This is a genomic window from Shewanella sp. UCD-FRSSP16_17 (assembly GCF_001675935.1).
Taxonomy (GTDB): domain Bacteria; phylum Pseudomonadota; class Gammaproteobacteria; order Enterobacterales; family Shewanellaceae; genus Shewanella; species Shewanella japonica.
The window spans coordinates 436,719-457,658 of sequence record NZ_LZFV01000013.1 but is presented as its reverse complement, the minus strand read 5'-3'; the positions used below and the strand labels follow the sequence as shown (position 1 = coordinate 457,658).

Genomic DNA, 20,940 nt, shown 5'->3' with positions numbered 1-20,940 from the left:
GTATTACACTTGTGGACGCTTTGCCTTACTGCCAATAAGGCCATAATGGGCAATAAAGGCATAACAAACTAACGGTAAAATAAACGCCATTTGAATACCAAATGAGTCAGCTAGCATGCCTTGTAGTAGCGGCACAATAGCCCCACCCACAATGGCTAAACACAGTACGCCTGAACCTTGACTGGTGTGTTGCTTTAAATCGGTCAGTGCTAAACTGAAAATCGTCGGGAACATGATTGAATTGCATAACCCAACCAACAACAGAGCCCACATCGCAGTCGTGCCCTCAGCAAGCATCGCAACGGCCACTAATAGCACGGCGCAAGTTGCATTAAAGGCCAGTACTTTACCCGCCGCAATTTTTTGCATGACTAATGCGCCAATGAAGCGTCCGACCATGGCACCACCAAAGTAATACGCAATGTATTTAGCCGCTTGCGCTTCAGTAAAGCCACCAATATCAGGTTGAGTTAAAAAGTTAATCAGAAAGCTACCAATACCCACTTCAGCGCCCACATAAACAAAAATACCTACTGCACCTAAAACAAGGTGTGGAAACTTCCAAGCGCTACCAGTATCAGAAGAAGACTGTTGGGTGTTTTGTTCACTGATACCAAGTACAGGTAGCTTTAAAACAAAGAAAATTATCGCCAGTACACATAATGCACCAGCTAACATTAAATAAGGAACTTGCACAGTACTTGCTTGATGAACGGCTTCAATGGTTGCACTTTCAACAGCAGCTGAATCATCACTGTGACTCATATTGCTAAGAATGAGGTAACTGCCAAAAAACGGTGCGACAGTGGTACCAAGCGCATTAAATGCTTGGGTCATCGTCAGTCTAGAAGAAGCGGTTTCAGCTGGGCCTAACGCACTGACATAAGGGTTCGCTGCAACTTGTAAAATTGTAATACCAGCAGCCAATACAAAAAACGCGCTTAAAAACATCCAATAAGAGGCATAGCTAGCTGATGGATAAAACATCAAGCAGCCAACGCAGGCAATCGCAAGCCCTGTCACAATGCCTTTTTGATAGCCTATTTTGCCAACTAAAGCCCCAGCAGGTACGGAAACAATAAAGTAAGCACCGAAGAAGCAAAACTGCACTAACATGGCTTGGGTGTAACTTAATTCAAACATACTTTTTAAATATGGAATTAAGATGTCATTTAAGCAGGTCAAAAATCCCCACATAAAAAATAATGAGGTTAATGCCATCAACGCAAACTTAAAGTTACCGCTTTGATGAACACTTCCCATTTCTGCAGACTCTGCATTTAATGGTGCACTGGCCATGTCATTCCCTCTTTAATTATTATCTATTTATGGTCGATGACTATCTAAGCACTGTAGCTGTACACCTTTAGTAGTACGCAGATAGGCTGTTTCAAGATTTATCTAAATCAATTATTGACCTTTTGTTAATTAATCACTAATCTCGATGTAAGCGCTTTCATTTTTAACATATCGATAACGAAAGTCAACGCTTTTTGTAAGTAATCATTGTAAAAACACTTAGGTATTACCCTGAGTAAAAGACGCTGTAGTTTCGTTGACACAAATACGCCTGAAACATATTAAGTGAATAATAAATATGAAAATTTCTATACCCGAAAATTCTAAAATGCACTCAAAATCATTTACGTTTGGAGTGGCAACTGCCTCTTTCCAAATTGAAGGAGCAGCAGATTCTCGCTTGCCTTGTATTTGGGATACCTTTTGTGCGACTCCAGATAAAATTCGAGATGGTTCAGACGGTAAGCAAGCCTGCGAGCACGTTGCGCTTTGGAAAGAAGATGTCAATTTAATCGAATCTTTAGGTGTCGATGCTTATCGTTTATCACTTTCGTGGGGAAGAGTGATTAACCAAGATGGCAGCTTAAATCAAGATGGGGTTAACTTTTATATCAACTTAATGGATGAATTAAACCGTCGTGATATCAAAGTGTACGTCACCCTATATCACTGGGATCTACCTCAACATATTGAAGATGAAGGTGGCTGGCTTAATCGAAATACGGCATACCTTTTTCAAGACTACGCGGACAAAATTACTAAAGCCTTAGGTGATAGAGTGTATTCCTACGCCACCTTAAATGAACCTTTTTGTAGTTCATATCTAGGTTATGAAATTGGTATTCATGCACCAGGGCTTGCTACCAAAGCTTTTGGCCGCAAATCTGCGCACCATTTATTACTTGCACATGGATTGGCTATGCAAGTGATTCAAAAAAATAGTCCCCAATCTCTTAATGGTATTGTGCTTAACTTTACGCCATGCTATCCACTGACCCAAAGCGCAGAAGATAAAAAAGCGACACAGATTGCAGATGACTACTTTAACCAGTGGTATATCAAACCCATTATGGATGGTGAGTATCCAGCAATCATTAACGATTTTGCAGCTGGTGATAAACCCGACATTGAACCAGGCGATATGGCAATCATTAGTCAGCCAATCGACTTTTTAGGCATTAACTTTTATACCCGCGCCGTTTATCAAGCATGTAGCGACAATCAATTTGTCCAAATAGATATGAAGGATGCCCCTAAAACAGATATTGGGTGGGAAATTTATCCAGAAGCCTTCACTGACTTATTAACCAGTCTCAATAATACCTACTCATTACCTCCTATTTATATTACTGAAAATGGTGCGGCAATTGACGATCACATTGAAGATAACGCCGTTAACGATATTGACCGCCTAGAATATTATAAAGCCCATTTAAACGCTGTAAATAATGCTATAGAGCAAGGCGTGAAAGTTGATGGCTATTTTGCTTGGAGCTTAATGGACAACTTTGAATGGGCGGAAGGCTATTTAAAACGCTTCGGAATAGTGTATGTTGATTACCAAACACAAAAACGCACCATAAAGCGCAGTGGCTTAGCTTACCGTGACTTTATTAATCAACGCATTGATTAATCGATACATACTCAAAACCCTACTTAAAAAGAATAATAACCCGAAAGAGGTTTTCAATGATTAGCGTTAAAGAGAAAATAGCCTATGGATTAGGTGATACCGCCAGTAACATCGTGTTTCAAACCGTGATGTTATTTTTAACCTTTTTCTATACTGATATTTTTGGAATTTCGCCGGCATTTGTCGGCACCATGTTCCTTGCTGTACGATTTATCGACGCAATAACCGATCCGCTAATGGGCGCATTAACCGATAGAACCGAAACAAAATGGGGTAAGTTCCGCCCCTACCTTATTTGGTTTGCCCTGCCCTTCGGTATTATCAGTGTTATGGCCTTCACCACGCCAGATTTAGCGGAAGAAGGCAAGATGATCTATGCCTTTGTTACCTACACCGCCCTGATGATGGTTTATACCGCCATTAATATTCCTTATTGTGCATTAGGCGGCGTATTAACCGCAGATCCAAAAGAACGTGTTTCCGTCCAGTCTTATCGCTTTGTGTTTGCCATGATTGGTGGATTAATGGTGTCGGCATTAACCTTACCTTTAGTTGAATATTTCGGACAAGGTGATCAAGCTAAAGGTTATCAGCTTACGATTGCGGCAATGAGTGCCTTGGGCGTAGTGATGTTTATCTTGTGCTTCTTAGGAACCAAAGAGCGCTTACATCCTCCTAAAGATCAAAACCTCAGCTTCAAAAAAGACTTTAAATTACTCTGGCAAAACGATCAGTGGCGCATTCTTTCAATCGCTGCGATTTGGTTATTATCAGGTATGGTATTAAAAACCAGTTTAGCGATTTATTACGTTAAGTATTATTTGAATATGCCTGACTCCATTACCTTATTTATCACGCTTGGAATGATAGGTAATATTTTTGGCTGTATCTTAGCTGAGCCTTTAGCCAAACGAGTCTGTAAAGTAAAAGCTTATATTACCATTCAAATTATTGCTGCTGCGTTATGTATAGCAGCCTACTTTGTATCGGGTGAACAAGTGGAATTGGCATTTGCGCTGTTCATTGTTTGGGGCTTCACCTTCAATATGGGCACCCCATTGCTATGGGCTAAAATGGCGGATGTTGTCGATTACGGCCAATACAAAACAGGCGTTAGAATTACTGGCATGATTTATTCTTCAATCATTTTCTTTATTAAGCTTGGTGTTGCAATTGGTGGCGCAGCTGCTGGCTGGTTATTGGCTTTTTATGGCTATCAAGCAGATGTAGAGCAAACAGAAGCGACACAACACGGTATTTTAATGTCATTTACCCTTTACCCTGCTGTCGGCTCTATCATCGTAGCCATCGTAATGAAATGGTATACCTTAGATAACAAAGCGGTAAGTCAGGTTCATGCTGCGATTACAGAGTAACTATCAATGGGTTAATAGATAAAGCTGTTAGTATAAATTTACTCAAAATTGTATATAGTTAACAACAAACTGCCTTGATACAATTTACACTATCAACATAAAAAGCTGTTAAATTGGCTTGATAATACAATTCTACTCGTCAATTTATCTGTTTTTTTGATGATTATGCTAAAAGGTTCATGCTAGTCTTATCGGCGTTTTTCGATTTTGACTAGCAAAACAAGTATTAAATAGGGATATATGGCGACTATATATGATGTATCAGTGTTAGCAGGTGTTTCGCTGGCAACGGTATCAAGAGTGATGAATAACAATACTAAGGTCAGTGAAAAAACACGCCAGAAAGTATTAAGCGCAATGGATCAGTTAGGTTATCGACCTAATACCATCGCTCAATCACTAGCGTCTAGTCGCTCAAACAGTGTTGGAGTCTTAGTCTCTCAACTTGATGGTCCATACTATGGCCCTATGATGACCGAGATTGAAACCGCGCTTCGAGCTGGCAATAAGCACGTTATTATTGCCGCTGGCCATAGTGTTGAATCACAGGAAAAAGACGGTGTCGAGTTTTTAATGAGCCGTGGCTGTGATGCGTTGATTCTAGACGTTGAAGCTGTCGATGATGAATACTTGATAAATCTACATAAAGGCAACACTCCCATTGTGCTCATTAACCGCTATATTGAAGAAATCAGTGATTGCTGCGTTTATTTAGATAATGAGTTAGGTGGTTATTTAGCAACTAAACATATTTTAAGCCAAGGCCATACTGATCTAGCTTACGTTTCAGGCCCGTTATACAAGCTAGATGCTCAAGACCGTTTACTCGGACATAAACGAGCATTAAAAGAGTTCAATGTCGACTTTGATAAGACATTATTTTATGAAGGTAACTTCCGTGAATTTGGCGGCAGTGATGCGATGAATCATTTATTAACCATCGATAAGCCTTTCACAGCGGTGGTATGTGCCAGTGATCAGATGGCTTCAGGAGCGATTGCAGTTTGCTTAGAAAGAGGCATGAAAATCCCTCAAGAACTCTCTTTTGTTGGCTACGATAATATTCCTTTTCCACAATATATTTCACCAAAACTCACCACAGTGAACAACCCCATCCATGAAATGGGTAAAATGGCTGCATTTTGGGTGCTTAAGCATGTATATAATGACCCTAAGGCGATAGTCGAAAACACCTTCATCCCGCAACTGATAGTGAGAGACTCTGCGACATCACCACACAAGTAACCTTCGAAATTGAAGACGTTAAGGGAATAGTCTAACTCGCTATTCCCTCATATACTGTTTCCCTATACGCTTTATATTACCCCGATAACCTTAATACTTTGCCAATATCCTCTCTGCCTATTCCTTTAAACAGTTAGCGTTTCCGCAGTAATGAGTACAAGCACAACTGGCATCTCGCCTATCATGATATCCACAAGGTGTTAATATCACCCTCCTTTATCGTTTACTCGCTACCGCTTTATTCCCTATAACCTTCTACTCGCTTTACCGTTATTCACTCTTCACTCTGTGCTCTGTCTAGGTACTCTGTTCAAGTAATATGCCCTGGCACTTTTGTTTTTCAATCGTGTTAATTTCGGTTATTCACTTATCAGGCTTGGTACTCAAGAGCGAACTGACTGATTAATTGAAGCTCAAAAGTGCTTCAGCGTTGCCTAGAGGCTAACGTCTCTTTTTAAGTGCCCTAAGTAGCCAGCTGAAACATGACTAATCGCACCAAATAACGGGCAAAGAAACCTTAAATCGGAACCCGTTAAATCAGTATATTGTCTTGATTTAAAAATGATGATTTTAAATTTGCAACAAACCAAACTCCCTACCTTAAAATTTACAATAAAAATGTAAGCGCTATCACAAAAATATTTCTTTTTTATTTCTACAAAAAAAAGCACAAAAAATAAATTTAAATCAATTAAAACAATAAACTAAAAAATTTTACTTTATCCTTTTATAAAAACAAGGTTAACAAGTTGTGACTTTTTATCGTAATTATTGTTGACGCTGTTAACAAATTAATCTAGTTTTATGTAAGCGCTTACATTAACTTTTACATAAAGGCTTTTAAAAGCGTTTACAAATGATGAATAAAACACATTACGTGAATGCGTAATCCGAATAAAAAATCAGAGAGTAGTAGCCTGAGATCTAGTCGAGGGGAGACTTAGATGAAATCTAGAACATTCAAAAAGACCAGAATTGCCACTAGTTTGTCGGTAGTACTGAGTGCAAGCACCATGATGCCTGCATTTGCAGCAGACGAAGTCGCTGCAGATGAAAACATCGAGGTGCTTCAGGTCACTGGTATTCGTGGAAGCTTAATTAAATCAATGGATTTAAAAAGAAGCTCTGACGGTATCGTTGATGCGATTAACGCAGAAGATATTGGTAAATTCCCGGATAGTAACTTAGCAGAATCTCTGCAACGTATTACTGGTGTATCTATCGACAGACAAAATGGTGAAGGTAGCCGAGTGTCTGTTCGTGGTTTCGGTGCAGACCAAAACTTGGTTATGCTGAACAATCGTCAAATGCCAGTAACCACAGGTTCGCGTTCATTCGACTTCGCCAATATTGCTTCTGAAGCAATTAGTGCTGTTGAAGTTGAAAAAACCAGCCAAGCGAAAAACTCAACCGGTGGTATCGGTGCAACCATTAATGTTCTAACTCATCGCCCTTTAAGCTCTCCAGGTCTTAAAGCCACATTTGGTGTTAAAGCCGTTGATGACACATCAACAGATGAAGGCTCTGTAACACCTGAATTATCAGGTTTATATTCAAATACCTTTGCTGATGGCAAGTTTGGTATTTCTATTTCTGCAAGCTACCAAGAACGTGAAAGTGGTAATCAGCAAGCGCAAGTAGGTACAGGCTGGCGTAGTTTCCCTGGTATTGTTGACCAAGATTGGGGCGGCGATAACGCTGAATGGGGTGGTGTTCCAAAAGATGATAACCAAATCAACCGTCCAGGAGAAGATGACGTATATGCAGTTCCTCAAACCACGGTTTACCGTTTTGAAGAGCAACAACGTACCCGCACAAATGGTCAATTAGTACTGCAATATGAGCCAATTGATTCATTACGTGCAACTTTAGATTACACCTACATGCAAAATGATATTGATACCCAATCTCATGATGTTTCTGCATGGTTTAACTTCGTACCAACACAAGAAAGTACTTGGTCTGACGGCCCAGTATCTTCGCCACTTGTTTACTCTGAAACTTACCCTGATGGCGGCGCCGATTTATCAATGGCAGCTGGTGATTACGGTACCCGAGATGAAAGTGGCTCATTAGGCTTTAACTTAGAGTGGGATGCTACTGATAATTTATTCTTATCATTGGATTACCATACTTCAGAAGCTGAACGCTCACCAAACAACAAAAATGGTAGTAACAGTAACTTAAGTACAGCAGCATTTATTCGTACAAGTGCAGCGACTGACTTTACTGGTGATGTACCCGTTCTCGCTGTGGGTGGCGGTAATGCTGTTCGCCCCGAAGATATGCGCGTGACCGGTTCTGTATTTGGTAACGCTCGTAATAAATCTGAAATTGAACAATTACAAATTAACGGTACTTACGTATTTGAAGAAGCGGGTAGTATTGATTTCGGTATCGCTGCAACTGACGTTAATAACCATTCTCAATCAGTTAACGTTCAACGTAATGACTGGGGTGGTGTAGGTGCTGAAGGCGACTTTGACCCTTCATGGTTCCCTGCAGATAGTGTTCAAGATAAGTTTGATGGTTCACAAGGTGACTTCTCTGATTATCAAGGTTCTGCCTCTATTGACCCACAAGACGTTATCTTCTTATGGGACTTTGAAGCAGTAAGAGCACGTGCAGCTGAATTATACGGCTCAACGGCGATTGGTGATTGTGGTAATGGTTTCTGCCCATCGACTGATTACGCTAGCGATACTGACCGCTTCACTCAAGAAGAATCTCAATCTGCTTACGTACAATATAACTACGAAGGCGAGCTTGGTGATATGCCATTTGATGTTCACTTAGGTTTGCGTTACGAGAAAACCGATGTTGAATCTAAGTCTGCAGTATCATCGTACGATCAAGCGACTTGGATTGCGGAAACTGAGATTGCTCTAGAAAGTACAACGGCTGATAACCGCGTATTTGGTACTCAAACAGGATCATACGATTACTTACTACCAAGCTTTAACTTCAACATTGAAGTGGTAGAAGATATCTATTTACGTGCAGCTTACAGTGAAACCATTGGTCGTCCAGATTATACCTCTATTCAAGGTGGCACGTCGGTAGGCACACTCGCTAACCGTGGTGGTGGTAGTGGTGAAAGTGGTAACCCAAGTTTATTACCGCTTGAATCAACTAACTATGATTTCTCTGGTGAGTGGTACTATGCTGAAGGCAGTTATGTTTCTGTTGGTTACTTCCGTAAAGACGTAACAAACTTCATTGACAGTAACCCTGTTAATTCAAATATCTACAACATCCCAGATCCATCAAATGGTGTTTACGTTCAAGAAGCCATTGCTGCAGGTGCAACAACCGCAATTGAGCAACGCCAGTGGATTTATGATAACTACGGCGCAACAGATCCAAACGTTACGTTAAACCCTGATAACGGTAATATCGAAATTACAGGTAACCCTGGTGACCCTGATTTAAACTTCGTGATTACCACACCGTCTAATAGCAGCGACAGCTCAGTTATTGATGGTTGGGAGTTTGCGGTACAGCACTTCTTTGGAGAGTCTGGTTTCGGTATGCAAGCTAACTACACGTTAGTGAATGCGGGTGATTCTTATGACAACTTCAACTTAAACCGTCCAGGTGATGAGCCGCAAAACGTATTAACTAATATCAGTGATACAGCGAACGTTGTTGCTATCTATGAAAACTACGGTTTCTCAGCTCGTCTTGCTTGGAACTGGCGTGATGAGTTCTTGAACTCGACTGGTGACGGTACAGGTGCTAACCCATCTTACACTGAAGAGTACTCGCAAGTTGACTTCAATATTGGTTACGACATCGCCGCAGTTGAAGGCTTAACAGTATTCTTCGAAGGGTTAAACATTACTGAAGAGAATACTCGAACTCATGGTCGTTCAAGTACTCAAGTACTTAACTACACACAAACAGGAGCTCGATACAGTCTTGGCGCTCGTTATACATTCTAACGTGTGCACCTTTTGCAAAATGTAAACTAAGGTCGTTTGAGGTGACTATTATGGTCACCTCTTTTTTAAGCTACATCCGTTAGCAACAAGGACGTTGCACCTTTTTTAAATTTCATTTTGATTTTTATTAATACAAATTATTACGCTATACCTCTTGTAAGTGATTGAAAAATATTCAATGCTAAATAAACTCAAAATCACATTATTCTTAGTAACAAACATTTCAATACAGCCTTAACGATAAAACAAAACAATAATAGGCAGATTATGGAACACGCGATAAGAGACATCATTATTGTTGGCGGCGGCACTGCGGGATGGATTACCGCTGGCATTTTGGCTGCTGAACATAACGCTGACAATGGCAAATTATCGCCCTCCCCTAAGCTCAACATTACATTAATTGAATCACCAGATGTTGCCACTATTGGTGTTGGTGAAGGCACTTGGCCTTCAATGCGCACGACGCTGAAAAAAATCGGTATCAGTGAAACTGAGTTCTTAATCAGCTGCGATGCAAGCTTTAAACAAGGCTCTCGTTTTATCAATTGGACCCATAGCCCAGACGCTGATCTAACCAAGCAACCCCGAGATCATTACCTTCATCCATTCAGTTTACCAATTGGCACTAACGAAATTGATTTATGCCCTTTTTGGCTGCCTCACCGTCAACAAGTCAGTTTTGCTGACGCTGTTGGCCAACAAAACCAACTGAGTATGCAGGGCTTGGCACCTAAACAAATTACTACCGGTGAATACCAGTTTCAAAACAACTACGGTTACCATCTCAATGCGGGTAAATTTAGTCAGTTACTGCAACAACATTGTACCGAAAAGCTCGGTGTAACTCATATTCAAGACCATGTCAGCGATATTCAAAAAGCTGAGAATGGCGATATTCGTTCATTAGTCACTCAACATTCAGGCGAGCTGACAGCAGACTTCTTTGTTGACTGTACAGGGGTAAAATCTTTGCTACTCGGTGAGCAAATGCATGTACCGTTTGTATGTCAAAAATCAGTGTTATTTAACGATTCAGCGTTAGCGATTCAAGTCCCTTACCCAACTGATGATACTGAGATTGCTTCATGCACTCATTCAACCGCACAAACCAATGGTTGGATATGGGATATCGGCTTACCGACAAGACGTGGTGTGGGCCATGTGTATTCGTCTAGCCATACTGTTCAAGCGCAAGCTGAACAGCAATTGATTGACTACTTAAGACCCAGTGTCAATGTTGACCTCGATAACCTTGATATTAGAAAACTATCAATAGCACCAGGTCACCGAAAAATTTGCTGGAAAAACAATTGTATGGCAATTGGTATGGCATCGGGCTTTATTGAGCCGTTAGAAGCCTCTGCATTAGCATTAGTTGAATGGAGCGCCAATACCTTAGCGCAGCAACTACCTGCCAATAGACAAGTTATGGATATTGTTGCCACTAGAGTCAATCAACGATTTTCTCGGCATTGGCAACAAATTATTGAATTTTTAAAGTTACATTACGTATTAAGTCAGCGCAGCGATAGTGATTATTGGCATGATCATCGAGAGTCATCGACCATACCAGAATCATTGCAACAGCAGATAGCGCTATGGCGAACCCAAACGCCCAATAAGCATGATATTCAGCACACTGACGTGTTATTTCCCGCTGCAAGTTTTCAGTTTGTATTATACGGAATGGCGTTTGAGACCCATGTGCCAACTCACCTAAAACCAACGCTTCAACAGCGTGCTCAGCAGTTGTTTACTGAAAATATCAAGCGAACCCAGGGATTAAAGCAAATCCTGCCAACCAATCGCGAGCTGCTCAATAAAATTCGTCAATATGGCTTGCCCCATATTTAGCAACAAAATAACAATATCTGTTTTCTTTTGAACAATTGAAAAACAGCAAAAACCAATAATATTTGATTAGGATGTCAGCATGAACAAACCAGTATTACTCAACAGTGTCGATCATAAAGATATTAAAATTATTACCGAACGCTCAGAAAAGTACGGTGATAACCTATGGTATACAGTGACTTTTCCTGCTGAATTCAGAAGTGTTCAAGCGCACTATCCCATCTTTTTTCAAAAAGACAGTAATACAGGTCAGTTTTACTCTGTTGCCATGTTTGGTTTTCAACATAAAGAGAATTTGTTTTTACAAGATGGCAAATGGCAAGCATCTTATATCCCGCTTACCGTCCGTCGTCAGCCATTTTTAATCGGCCAACAAACTATTCAAGAAGACGGTGTAGAGCAAGTACAACGTGTGATTCACCTTGACCCTAATCATCCTCGTATTAATGAAACTGAAGGTGAGCCGCTATTTTTTCCATACGGCGGTAATACACCTTATTTAGATGAAGTCGGTGAAATGCTTGAAGTAATCCATCATGGGTTAATTGACAGTAAACAGTTCATTGAAACGCTCATCAAGCTAGAACTGCTCGAATCATTCACTTTAGATATTGAACTTGATAATGGCGCCAAGCACCAAATGATTGGTTTTTACACCATCAATGAAGAAACCTTAGCAAGCTTACCTGCCGAAACTTTAGGTGAGCTGCATCAAAACGGCTATTTGAGCGCAATTTATATGACGTTGGCATCACAATCCAATATCAGACAATTACTCAACTTTAAAAATGCACAATAGATAGCAATGTCTCGTTAGGATTATTTAAAAGGTTGTAGTCAATGGAAAAAAAGCAGGCAGTCAGGGTCATTGATAACACTGAAATCAGTCATATTTTAAAAGTGATTGATAACACAGATGAGCCTGTGATTTTTAAAGGCGCATGTGCCCATTGGCCTATTGTGCAAGCAGGACAACAAAGTGCTGAAGCCGCAGCACAATACTTACTGACATTTTATCAAGAAGCACCAGTTACCGCCTATTATGTTTCACCAGAGCATAAAGGGCGCGTTTTTTATAACGAGCAAGTCAATGGTTTTAACTATCAAGCAGCGCAGCTAAACTTACGCCAAGTCATTGATAAGCTATTTACCCATAAAGACGATGCCCTTCCACCCAGTATTTATATGGGATCAACAGAAATTAATCAGTTTCTGCCAGGGCTTGCTGCTGAAAACAGTCTAACATTTGACAAGATTCATCCTCTGACAAGTGTGTGGTTAGGCAATCAATCTCGCATTGCGGCGCATTTTGATTTTCCTCAGAATCTAGCCTGTAACGTTGTGGGAAAGCGAACATTTACCTTATTCCCTCCTGAGCAAGTAGGCAATTTATATACTGGCCCAATGGAATTTGCACCCGGCGGCCAAGAAATCAGTATGGTGGATTTTGATAATCCTAACTTTGAAAAATTCCCCAAATACCAACATGCCCTCAACGCTGCTCAAACTGCCGAGCTAGAGCCTGGCGATGTACTGTATGTTCCAAGCATGTGGTGGCATCAAGTCAGTGGTATCGAAGCATTTAATGTACTCATTACCCATTGGTGGCGAGATACACCCGCTTACCTAGGAAGACCCAATAACGCCCTAGCACTGGCAATGCTCAGCTTACGCTCTTTACCTAAAGCGCAACGACAAGCTTGGAAGGCGCATTTTAATCATTATATTTTTGACCATGATGACGATGACGTTTCGCACATACCAGATTCAGCTCAGGGCATGCAAACTAAGCCACTGGATGAATTAAACGCACGTAAGTTAAGAGCAGACTTAATAAACAAGCTCAAGCGGTAATCGCCTCTGTGATACTAATGTGCGGCCATTTGATTTACACAAACAGCAACTTAACGAACAAAATCAACAACGAAAATAAAATTACCTCGGGTATAAGTTGATTCAAAGGACATTTTGTTATGCAAAAGCAAGCTTCAAATACAATAAGTTCAAACAAACCGATTAAAAAAGTCGTGATTGCCGGTGGTGGTACTGCGGGCTGGATGGCTGCAGCTGCATTAACAAAGTTACTGGGAAAACACCTAGAAGTGGTGCTGGTTGAGTCAGACCAAATAGGCACCGTTGGGGTTGGTGAAGCCACGATTCCAACGCTACACATCTTTCACCGTTTACTTGGCATTAAAGAACAAGATGTCATGGCTGCGACCAATGCAACCTTTAAGCTCGGAATTGCATTTGAAAACTGGCATGACGTAGGTAAAGATTATATTCACTCCTTTGGATTTTTAGGCAAAGACTGTTGGGCATGTGGATTTCAACATTTTTGGCTCAAAGGGCAACAACGCGGTATCGTCAGCCAAATTGGTGATTACTGTACCGAGCATTTAGCGGCTCGTGAGGGGCGTTTTGCCGTATTACCTAATCAAGATTACAACCATGCCTACCATATGGATGCCACTTTGTACGCCAAGTTCTTAAGGGGTATTGCTGAGCAACATGGCATCACCCGAATTGAGGGCAAAATTAAAGAAGTCCTCCAGCATGATGATACTGGTAATATTCGCGGATTAGCCCTTGAATCAGGAGACGTTATCGAGGGTGATTTGTTTCTTGATTGCACTGGATTTAGAGCGCTGTTAATTGAGCAGACTCTCAATACCGGCTTTGATGACTGGAGTCACTGGTTACCTTGCGACAGCGCTATTGCGGTGCAAACTAAAACCACTGAAAAACCGATTCCTTATACTCGCTCAATTGCGCGAGAATCAGGCTGGCAATGGCGCATTCCACTGCAAAGTCGTACAGGCAATGGCTTAGTATTTTGCAGTAAGTACATGAGCGATGAAGAAGCTAAAGCCACCTTGATGGACAATATCGAAGGTGAACCATTAACAGACCCTCGTGTCATCAAATTCCGCACAGGTAGCCGCCGTAAAACCTGGCATAAGAACTGTGTTGCTATAGGTCTATCTTCCGGGTTCTTAGAACCCCTAGAGTCCACCAGCATTCATTTAATTCAACGTGGCATTGTGCGCTTATTGCAAATGTTTCCTTCTCAAGGGCTCGTTGAAGAAGACATTAATGAGTTTAATGAACAAACTCGCACCGAAACTGAAAATATTCGCGACTTTATTGTTTTGCATTACAAAGTCACTGACCGAACTGATAGCCGATTCTGGCGTTATTGTAAAAACATGAGCGTACCTGCATCACTTCAACACCGAATCGATATGTTTGATGCATCTGGCAAAGTATATAAACATGGTAATGAGTTATTTGGTGAGAGCTCTTGGATTCAAGTCATGATGGGACAGGGTCTTGCTCCAAAACAATACCACCCAATTGTTGACATGATGGAAGATGATGAGCTAGAAAACTTCCTTGCATCAATAAAGGCAAAAGCAAAACAAAAAGTGGCAAACTTGCCTGATCATTATGATTTCGTGCAGCATTACTGCAAGTCAAAAATGCTGTAAGTCTGCAATGCAGTGAGTAAGTTAGGAACGTTATTAAGTCACTAAATGAAGTGTAAAGGTAGAGTATGACAAGTTCTCAATCACAGCGTCAGCGGGCGCAAGATATGAAAAATCTCGATTCATTGGTGTTAATCAACAAGCCTTTGAACCCTGAGATCCATTATATCGGTGAGCAGCAAACGCCTGTGATTGTTATCGATGACTTTACAACCGATTTATCAGCGTTACAGAATTATGCTAACCAAATCGACTTTAATCTCGATAAAGGCTCTTACTATCCAGGTGTTAGAGCCAAGCTCCCTAGAGACTACGTCATTGAAGTGCTAAATCAGGTATTTCAGCTGATTTACGATGTCTATAAAATCCCTAAAAACTTGCGTATCAAGCCGCAAGCGACCTACTTTTCATTGATAAACCGACCACCGGAAAGTTTAACGACTTTGCAGCGTATTCCTCATTTTGACACCCCAGCGCCATATTATTTTGCATTATTACAATACCTTAATGACAGTACACATGGCGCCACGGCTTTTTTTAAGCATCAACCAACAGGTTATGAGCGAATTACACAAGCGAATATGGATAATTATTTTCGCGCTGCTGAGCCCTATTTACAGGCGTTAGCGCCCTTTCCTGCGAAATACTTCGTTGACAGTAATGAATACTACCAGCAATACCATCAAGTCGATTACAAACAACATCGATTAGTCATTTACCCTGGAAACTTATTGCACTCAACCTTAGTTGATCAACAAACGGATATAGATAGTAATCCAAGTTCCGGGCGCTTAACCGCCAATATATTTATCAATGTGACATAAGCGTTGAGCAAATTATCTCGTTATTCGAATCCACTAATTCGAATCCACTAATTCGAAACCAGCTGCAGTGAATAACCAAATTAAATAAAAATAATCAGCAAGGACTCTGACATGACAATGAAACATCGCCACAAAATGAAAGCGCTTACAAGAGGTATTAAACACGCCCTTGTTGTTTCCCTTTCGGCATCAATGCTTATCAGTACTTCCAGCAGTTTCGCTCAATCAGATGGGATGAACACTAATCAGATCCATGCGCTTTCTGTATTAAGCCAATCTGAGCAGCAGCGTTTACAGACACGACTATCGAAAGTAGAAGCTGAAATTGAAAGATTACTGCCACAACTGACTTTAGAAGAAAAAGTCTCCTTAGTGCATGCAGGGGGTAAATTTCATATCCCAGCTATCGAGAGACTCAATATTCATGAAATGTGGATGTCGGATGGGCCTCACGGCGTACGCTATGAAATTGACAGAAATTCTTGGGCACCAGCAGGCTGGACTAATGACTACTCGACCTATTTACCACCACTTACCGCTGTCGCAGCAAGTTGGGATCCGAACATGGCGAGCTTACATGGCAATGTGCTTGGCGCTGAGGCTCGCCACCGTAATAAAGACCTCATACTCGGCCCAGGTGTCAACTTGGCTCGTTTACCTCTTTACGGTCGTAATTTTGAATACATGGGTGAAGATCCTTATCTCGCTGCAGCCTTGGTTGTCCCCACTGTCAAAGCCATTCAAGCCAACGATGTTGGTGCAACTGTCAAACACTATGCGCTAAACACCCAAGAATTAAATCGCACTGGAGTGAATGCAAAACCCGATGAACGCACATTACGTGAAGTTTACCTGCCCGCTTTTGAAGCAGCAGTTAAAGAGGCCAGCGTTTATGCCATCATGGGAGCATATAATGAATTTCGCGGAACTAACGCTAACCAAAGTCATCACCTGATTAAAACCATCTTAAAAGGTGAATGGGGCTACGAGGGCGTATTATTGACTGACTGGAATGTCGATATTAATACCTATGACGCTGCGATGAATGGCCTTGATATCGAAATGGGCACAGATGTCGCCAGTTATGATGAGTATTTTCTCGCAACACCGCTGCTAAACATGATAAAAGCTGGCAAAGTGCCTGAGTCAGAGCTTGATGATAAAGTGCGCCGAATTCTTAGAGTACAATTAAGTATTGGCATGATGGATAAACAGCGATTGTCAGGTGAGCGTAATACTCAGGCTCACCGAAATGATGCGCGCACCATCGCTACTAATGGCGTGGTACTGCTTAAAAATGACGGTAAAGTGCTGCCTTTAGATGCCAAAAAAGTTAACAATATCTTAGTGCTTGGCCCTAATGCAGATAAACGTCACGGCTTTGGTGGCGGCTCATCAGAAGTAAAAGCATTGTACGAAATCAGCCCATTAGACGGACTCAAGGCCAAGTTTAAACAAGCAGGAAAAAACGTTAATATTCAGCATATGCGCCCTGCAAGTAGTCAGTTTATGCCTATCCCTAATGATTACCTTACGACACGTCATTGGACAGGCACCCCTTCTTGGCAGATTAACTACTATGCCGATAAACAACTTAATCAGCTAACCAGTGAATCTTGGATTGCCGATCCCCAATTCGATGCCAAAAATCAGCCTCAAAATGTTGAGATAAAAGCCAATATTAAGCCAGTTGAATCAGGTAAGCATACCTTAAAAATACTAGCGGATGGCGATGTTAGCCTTGCTGTTAATGACAAGGTATTAGTCAATAAAAAAGCAAATCCAGCCAACATTATCGAGTATGTCATTGAGCTCACCGCTGAAGAGACCTATGCCATTAGATTAATTTATCAAGGTCAACAGCAAGTCACTTTAGGCTGGGAAACGCCAAACAGTTTATATAACGATGAAGCTGAATATTTAGCAGCAGCCAAAAATGCCGATGCCGTGTTGTATTTTGGCGGCCTGAGCCATGCTGATGATCGTGAGTCCATTGATCGCCCAGATATGAAGCTTCCAGGTCAACAAGATGAAATTATCAATAAACTCCTTGCGGTTAACCCGAATACTGTTGTGTTTATCATTGGAGGCTCGGCAGTTGAAATGCCATGGGCAGACAAAGCTAACGCTATTGCTTGGGGCTGGTACGGCGGAATGGAAGCGGGCCATGCTTATAGTGACATCCTCTTTGGTGATGCCAACCCAAATGGAAAAATGCCTATCACTTTACCTAAGTCATTACAGGACACCGCACCGATAGCGTTGAATGATTACAATGAAACGGAGTCGTTATATTCCGAAGGCGTATTTATTGGTTATCGCTGGTTTGAGCAACAAAAAATTGCTCCTGCATTCCCTTTTGGCCATGGCTTATCATACAGTCAATTTAGTTATGACAATATCAAGCTATCTAAAAGTACAATGGCTGAAGGTGGCACAATGACCATTACAGCAGACATTACTAATACTAGTGGCATTGATGGTGCCGAAGTCGCGCAACTATATCTTCATGACGTAAAAGCCAGCGTCTCGCGTCCACAAAAAGAGCTAAAAGGTTTTGATAAAATATGGCTCAAAGCGGGCGAAACGGGCCAAGTTAGCTTTACTTTGACTCAGCGAGACCTGTCTTTTTGGGATATTAACTCAAATGATTGGCTTGCTGAGGCGGGGAAATTTACTGTAATGCTTGGCTCATCAGTAGAAGATATTCGTTTGCAAAAAAGCTTTAACTATCAAAAATAGCAAGACGGCTTGCTAGACGAATCTTATCCAGCATTTAAAACAGCGTATACCGATTGAGTGACTCACGGTTTACGCTGTTTTTGATTTAGGCCTTTGTAACATCATTAAGTGAAATTGTTTTAAATACGCCCAATAACCCGATACCAAAAATCACATAAAACAACTTCATTGCTGAAAACTCTACTGTTACAGCAGATGCCTCAAGGTGACTTGAAAGTGCTTTAGCAGAAAACACCTCAACGACAATTAATAGAAACGGATACGTAATCAGTAATAAAGCGGAAAGCTTCAATAGGTGAATAGACGTTGGACGCGCGATAAACCCAGCAATGCTTACCAAAGATAAGCCCATCACGGTATTACTCAACAATAATAATCCTGCAGCGACTCTAACTTGAGCCTCATTAGCATCACCAGCAAAAGGATAAACCTCGACAATTTCAGTCAAATAACTTGCGGGTTGAATTAATCCCCATAATGGATACAAAACAACGACGCTTGCAGCGATATATAACAATCCTTTGATAGCACACATTTTCTTTCCTTTGATGTTTATCTAATGTTCAGTTTCTAACGTCTGTTTACTATAGGCTCGTATTTTATACGTCATATTTTATGTAAACTTTGGCCATTTTTAAGACATTAATGTCAGCTTCAAGTTCAACCCTCAGCCCTAATCTTTAAGCTATCGCTTTTTGGGTTTCAACATAAAAGCAACGACAAGCAACATCACAAAGGCAAAAATATCAAATAAATAGCCCTTTCCTTGCTCAATTTGGCCAAAAGGAAAAGCAAGAGAAAAAGGCGCATGAAAAGGAAAAACCTCAAACGGAGTCAAGGGTCTAATTACCTGCGATGCCATGAGTAATAACACTAAGCTAATGCCTCCTTTATCACCATAAAGACTACTAAGCGTGCCGATAATGGGAATAACAATAAATACAATGGCATAAATAAATTGTTGCCAAATTGTCTTGTCTGCATATGAAAACAATAATAAACACCCTGCTATCAATGCATATATACTCAGCGTGATGGCTGTTAATTTGTGTACCACGTTCAATCCTTGTTTTGCGAGAGTCTATGCCAAAAAGTATTCACTCACTGACTCTATCCCATCTGTTTCATCCGTTAATCCGTTCTTAAGGTTAATGCGCTTGTATTGACTGCTTCTATTTCACAGCAACCATGCCAATAGTGCAAATATTTGATACTTCTAGCCCTAATATGCGTATTTAGGCATCGATTGATGCCATAGGATTAACACTATTAGTTTAACAAGATAACCGTTTTTTAGTCGCCAGCACAGGGGAATAGTGACATGAATAATAATCGCCCGATAAATCGATGCCCTATTAACCCTACTGACCAGTTACCTGATGTTTTTGAACAAGCACGTATTACAAAAGGATTGGGTTTCATTGAAGATCAGGATGATCCTGTGACGATGATTTTAGGGTTAAAAGACGTACGAAAGTGTGCTCATAACTGGAAGATATTCCAATCTGGGGCAGTTCCAGGGCGCATCGTTGTTCCTTCAGAAGTCAGTATTAGAGAGACAAGGCAAATTCCTTTTGAGCTAGACCCTCCAGAGCATAAGCAATTTCGTGATTTACTTAATCCATGGTTTAAAAGACCACTGGAACAAGGCTATATCAACTCATTACAACAAATCATTGCAGAACTCGTTGATGATGTTATTCACAATGGTTCGACCGATATTGTGAGCGAATTTTCGCTAAAACTACAATCTCGGGCACTCACTTTGCTTTTAAATGTACCTTATGAAGAATCCTTAGTCTGGATTAATTGGGGCACCCATGTGTTTCGCAGTAACGAGTCAGAGTTAGACGGCGAAAAAGCCGCAATCTTATACGATTATATTGATAATCAAATTGAATTAGCCATAAAAATGCCAAGCGACAGCCTTTACTCATCCTTACTTAGTGCCAGTATCGACGGTAAAAAGCTATCTAAAGAGCAAATTAAAGGCGTGATGATATTAACCTTTGCAGGCGGCAGAGATACGGTGATTAATGCTGTCACCAATACCATTGCCTACTTTGCCAGTCAGCCATCGTCTCTTTCTCGACTCAGAAAAGAGCCCGAAATTATACCCAGAGCTGTCGAGGAATTAATTCGCTATTTTTCACCGTTAACTCATATGGGCCGAGTCGTTACCCAAGATACAGATGTAGCTCAGCAGGGAGTGACAGCTGACTCACGAATATCACTTTGCTGGGCTTCAGCAAATCGCGATGCCTCGGTTTTCGAGCAACCAAATGAAGTCATTTTAGATAGAAAAATTAACCCTCATGTCGCTTTCGGTTTTGGCCCCCATAACTGTCTTGGAGCCACTCATGCAAGGCAAATAATCAAGACGCTCATCACGACACTAACCAATAAAGTTGACACGATTGAGGTGCTATCACAACAAGATAACATCGAAGACTGGGGCGCATTTCAGCGAAAAGTCGGCTATGAGCAACTGAATGCGATATTCAGTCCTTACCGATAACACCACACTAAATA

General features: G+C 41.0%; 14 protein-coding genes. 11 read left to right on the top strand and 3 right to left on the bottom strand.

All coding sequences use genetic code 11. The features are described 5' to 3' along the window. Nucleotides 1-3 precede the first annotated feature (3 nt). Nucleotides 4-1,299 (bottom strand): sugar MFS transporter, encoded by a 1,296-nt coding sequence (locus A9267_RS11000; protein ID WP_065109176.1) that lies wholly within the window; start codon nucleotides 1,297-1,299, stop codon nucleotides 4-6. A gap of 298 nt (nucleotides 1,300-1,597) precedes the next feature. On the opposite strand from A9267_RS11000, the gene A9267_RS10995 reads away from it, so the two are divergent. The 10 genes from A9267_RS10995 to A9267_RS10950 all read left to right on the top strand — a co-directional run bounded on the left by A9267_RS10995 (nucleotide 1,598) and on the right by A9267_RS10950 (nucleotide 18,408). Then, nucleotides 1,598-2,932 carry a GH1 family beta-glucosidase gene (locus A9267_RS10995; protein WP_065109175.1) on the top strand — a complete coding sequence of 445 codons (1,335 nt, stop codon included), beginning with the start codon at nucleotides 1,598-1,600 and terminating at the stop codon, nucleotides 2,930-2,932. 56 nt (nucleotides 2,933-2,988) lie between these two features. Beyond that, nucleotides 2,989-4,308 carry a glycoside-pentoside-hexuronide (GPH):cation symporter gene (locus A9267_RS10990; protein ID WP_065109174.1) on the top strand — a complete coding sequence of 440 codons (1,320 nt, stop codon included), beginning with the start codon at nucleotides 2,989-2,991 and terminating at the stop codon, nucleotides 4,306-4,308. 240 nt (nucleotides 4,309-4,548) lie between these two features. Continuing rightward, on the top strand, nucleotides 4,549-5,553 hold the full coding sequence (locus A9267_RS10985; RefSeq protein WP_065109173.1) for a LacI family DNA-binding transcriptional regulator: 1,005 nt from the start codon (nucleotides 4,549-4,551) through the stop codon (nucleotides 5,551-5,553). Between the two features lie 944 nt (nucleotides 5,554-6,497). Then, a complete protein-coding gene (locus A9267_RS10980; RefSeq protein WP_065109172.1) occupies nucleotides 6,498-9,497 on the top strand; it encodes a TonB-dependent receptor in 3,000 nt (999 codons plus the stop codon). A 267-nt stretch (nucleotides 9,498-9,764) separates the two neighbouring features. Continuing rightward, on the top strand, nucleotides 9,765-11,354 hold the full coding sequence (locus A9267_RS10975; RefSeq protein WP_065109171.1) for a tryptophan halogenase family protein: 1,590 nt from the start codon (nucleotides 9,765-9,767) through the stop codon (nucleotides 11,352-11,354). Nucleotides 11,355-11,433: 79 nt separating this feature from the next. Continuing rightward, a complete protein-coding gene (locus tag A9267_RS10970) occupies nucleotides 11,434-12,153 on the top strand; it encodes a SapC family protein (RefSeq protein ID WP_055023044.1) in 720 nt (239 codons plus the stop codon). Nucleotides 12,154-12,194: 41 nt separating this feature from the next. Next, a complete protein-coding gene (locus A9267_RS10965) occupies nucleotides 12,195-13,208 on the top strand; it encodes a cupin-like domain-containing protein (protein ID WP_065109170.1) in 1,014 nt (337 codons plus the stop codon). A gap of 119 nt (nucleotides 13,209-13,327) precedes the next feature. Beyond that, the gene (locus A9267_RS10960; protein ID WP_065109169.1) at nucleotides 13,328-14,845 is read left to right on the top strand and encodes a tryptophan halogenase family protein; all 1,518 of its coding nucleotides are present in this window, start codon (nucleotides 13,328-13,330) and stop codon (nucleotides 14,843-14,845) included. Between the two features lie 65 nt (nucleotides 14,846-14,910). Then, nucleotides 14,911-15,666, top strand: coding sequence for a DUF6445 family protein (locus tag A9267_RS10955; protein WP_231919076.1), 756 nt, complete (start codon nucleotides 14,911-14,913; stop codon nucleotides 15,664-15,666). Nucleotides 15,667-15,777: 111 nt separating this feature from the next. Next, nucleotides 15,778-18,408 (top strand): glycoside hydrolase family 3 C-terminal domain-containing protein, encoded by a 2,631-nt coding sequence (locus A9267_RS10950; protein WP_065109168.1) that lies wholly within the window; start codon nucleotides 15,778-15,780, stop codon nucleotides 18,406-18,408. 85 nt (nucleotides 18,409-18,493) lie between these two features. Here the strand turns inward: A9267_RS10950 and A9267_RS10945 are convergent, their stop codons facing one another. Both A9267_RS10945 and A9267_RS10940 read right to left on the bottom strand, forming a co-directional pair. Continuing rightward, complete coding sequence (locus tag A9267_RS10945; RefSeq protein ID WP_065109167.1) at nucleotides 18,494-18,943, bottom strand: hypothetical protein; 450 nt, start codon at nucleotides 18,941-18,943, stop codon at nucleotides 18,494-18,496. A 150-nt stretch (nucleotides 18,944-19,093) separates the two neighbouring features. After that, a complete protein-coding gene (locus A9267_RS10940) occupies nucleotides 19,094-19,465 on the bottom strand; it encodes a hypothetical protein (protein WP_065109166.1) in 372 nt (123 codons plus the stop codon). Nucleotides 19,466-19,729: 264 nt separating this feature from the next. On the opposite strand from A9267_RS10940, the gene A9267_RS10935 reads away from it, so the two are divergent. Then, nucleotides 19,730-20,926, top strand: coding sequence for a cytochrome P450 (locus tag A9267_RS10935; protein ID WP_065109165.1), 1,197 nt, complete (start codon nucleotides 19,730-19,732; stop codon nucleotides 20,924-20,926). Nucleotides 20,927-20,940: the final 14 nt, after the last annotated feature.

Excerpts from the sequence above, each read along its gene's own strand:
- A9267_RS10990 (WP_065109174.1), top strand. The coding sequence starts at position 2,989 with ATGATTAGCGTTAAAGAGAAAATAGCCTATGGATTAGGTGATACCGCC.
- A9267_RS10985 (WP_065109173.1), top strand. The coding sequence starts at position 4,549 with ATGGCGACTATATATGATGTATCAGTGTTAGCAGGTGTTTCGCTGGCA.
- A9267_RS10980 (WP_065109172.1), top strand. The coding sequence starts at position 6,498 with ATGAAATCTAGAACATTCAAAAAGACCAGAATTGCCACTAGTTTGTCG.
- A9267_RS11000 (WP_065109176.1), bottom strand. The coding sequence starts at position 1,299 with ATGGCCAGTGCACCATTAAATGCAGAGTCTGCAGAAATGGGAAGTGTT.
- A9267_RS10975 (WP_065109171.1), top strand. The coding sequence starts at position 9,765 with ATGGAACACGCGATAAGAGACATCATTATTGTTGGCGGCGGCACTGCG.
- A9267_RS10935 (WP_065109165.1), top strand. The coding sequence starts at position 19,730 with ATGAATAATAATCGCCCGATAAATCGATGCCCTATTAACCCTACTGAC.
- A9267_RS10970 (WP_055023044.1), top strand. The coding sequence starts at position 11,434 with ATGAACAAACCAGTATTACTCAACAGTGTCGATCATAAAGATATTAAA.
- A9267_RS10960 (WP_065109169.1), top strand. The coding sequence starts at position 13,328 with ATGCAAAAGCAAGCTTCAAATACAATAAGTTCAAACAAACCGATTAAA.
- A9267_RS10945 (WP_065109167.1), bottom strand. The coding sequence starts at position 18,943 with ATGTGTGCTATCAAAGGATTGTTATATATCGCTGCAAGCGTCGTTGTT.
- A9267_RS10955 (WP_231919076.1), top strand. The coding sequence starts at position 14,911 with ATGACAAGTTCTCAATCACAGCGTCAGCGGGCGCAAGATATGAAAAAT.
- A9267_RS10950 (WP_065109168.1), top strand. The coding sequence starts at position 15,778 with ATGACAATGAAACATCGCCACAAAATGAAAGCGCTTACAAGAGGTATT.
- A9267_RS10995 (WP_065109175.1), top strand. The coding sequence starts at position 1,598 with ATGAAAATTTCTATACCCGAAAATTCTAAAATGCACTCAAAATCATTT.
- A9267_RS10965 (WP_065109170.1), top strand. The coding sequence starts at position 12,195 with ATGGAAAAAAAGCAGGCAGTCAGGGTCATTGATAACACTGAAATCAGT.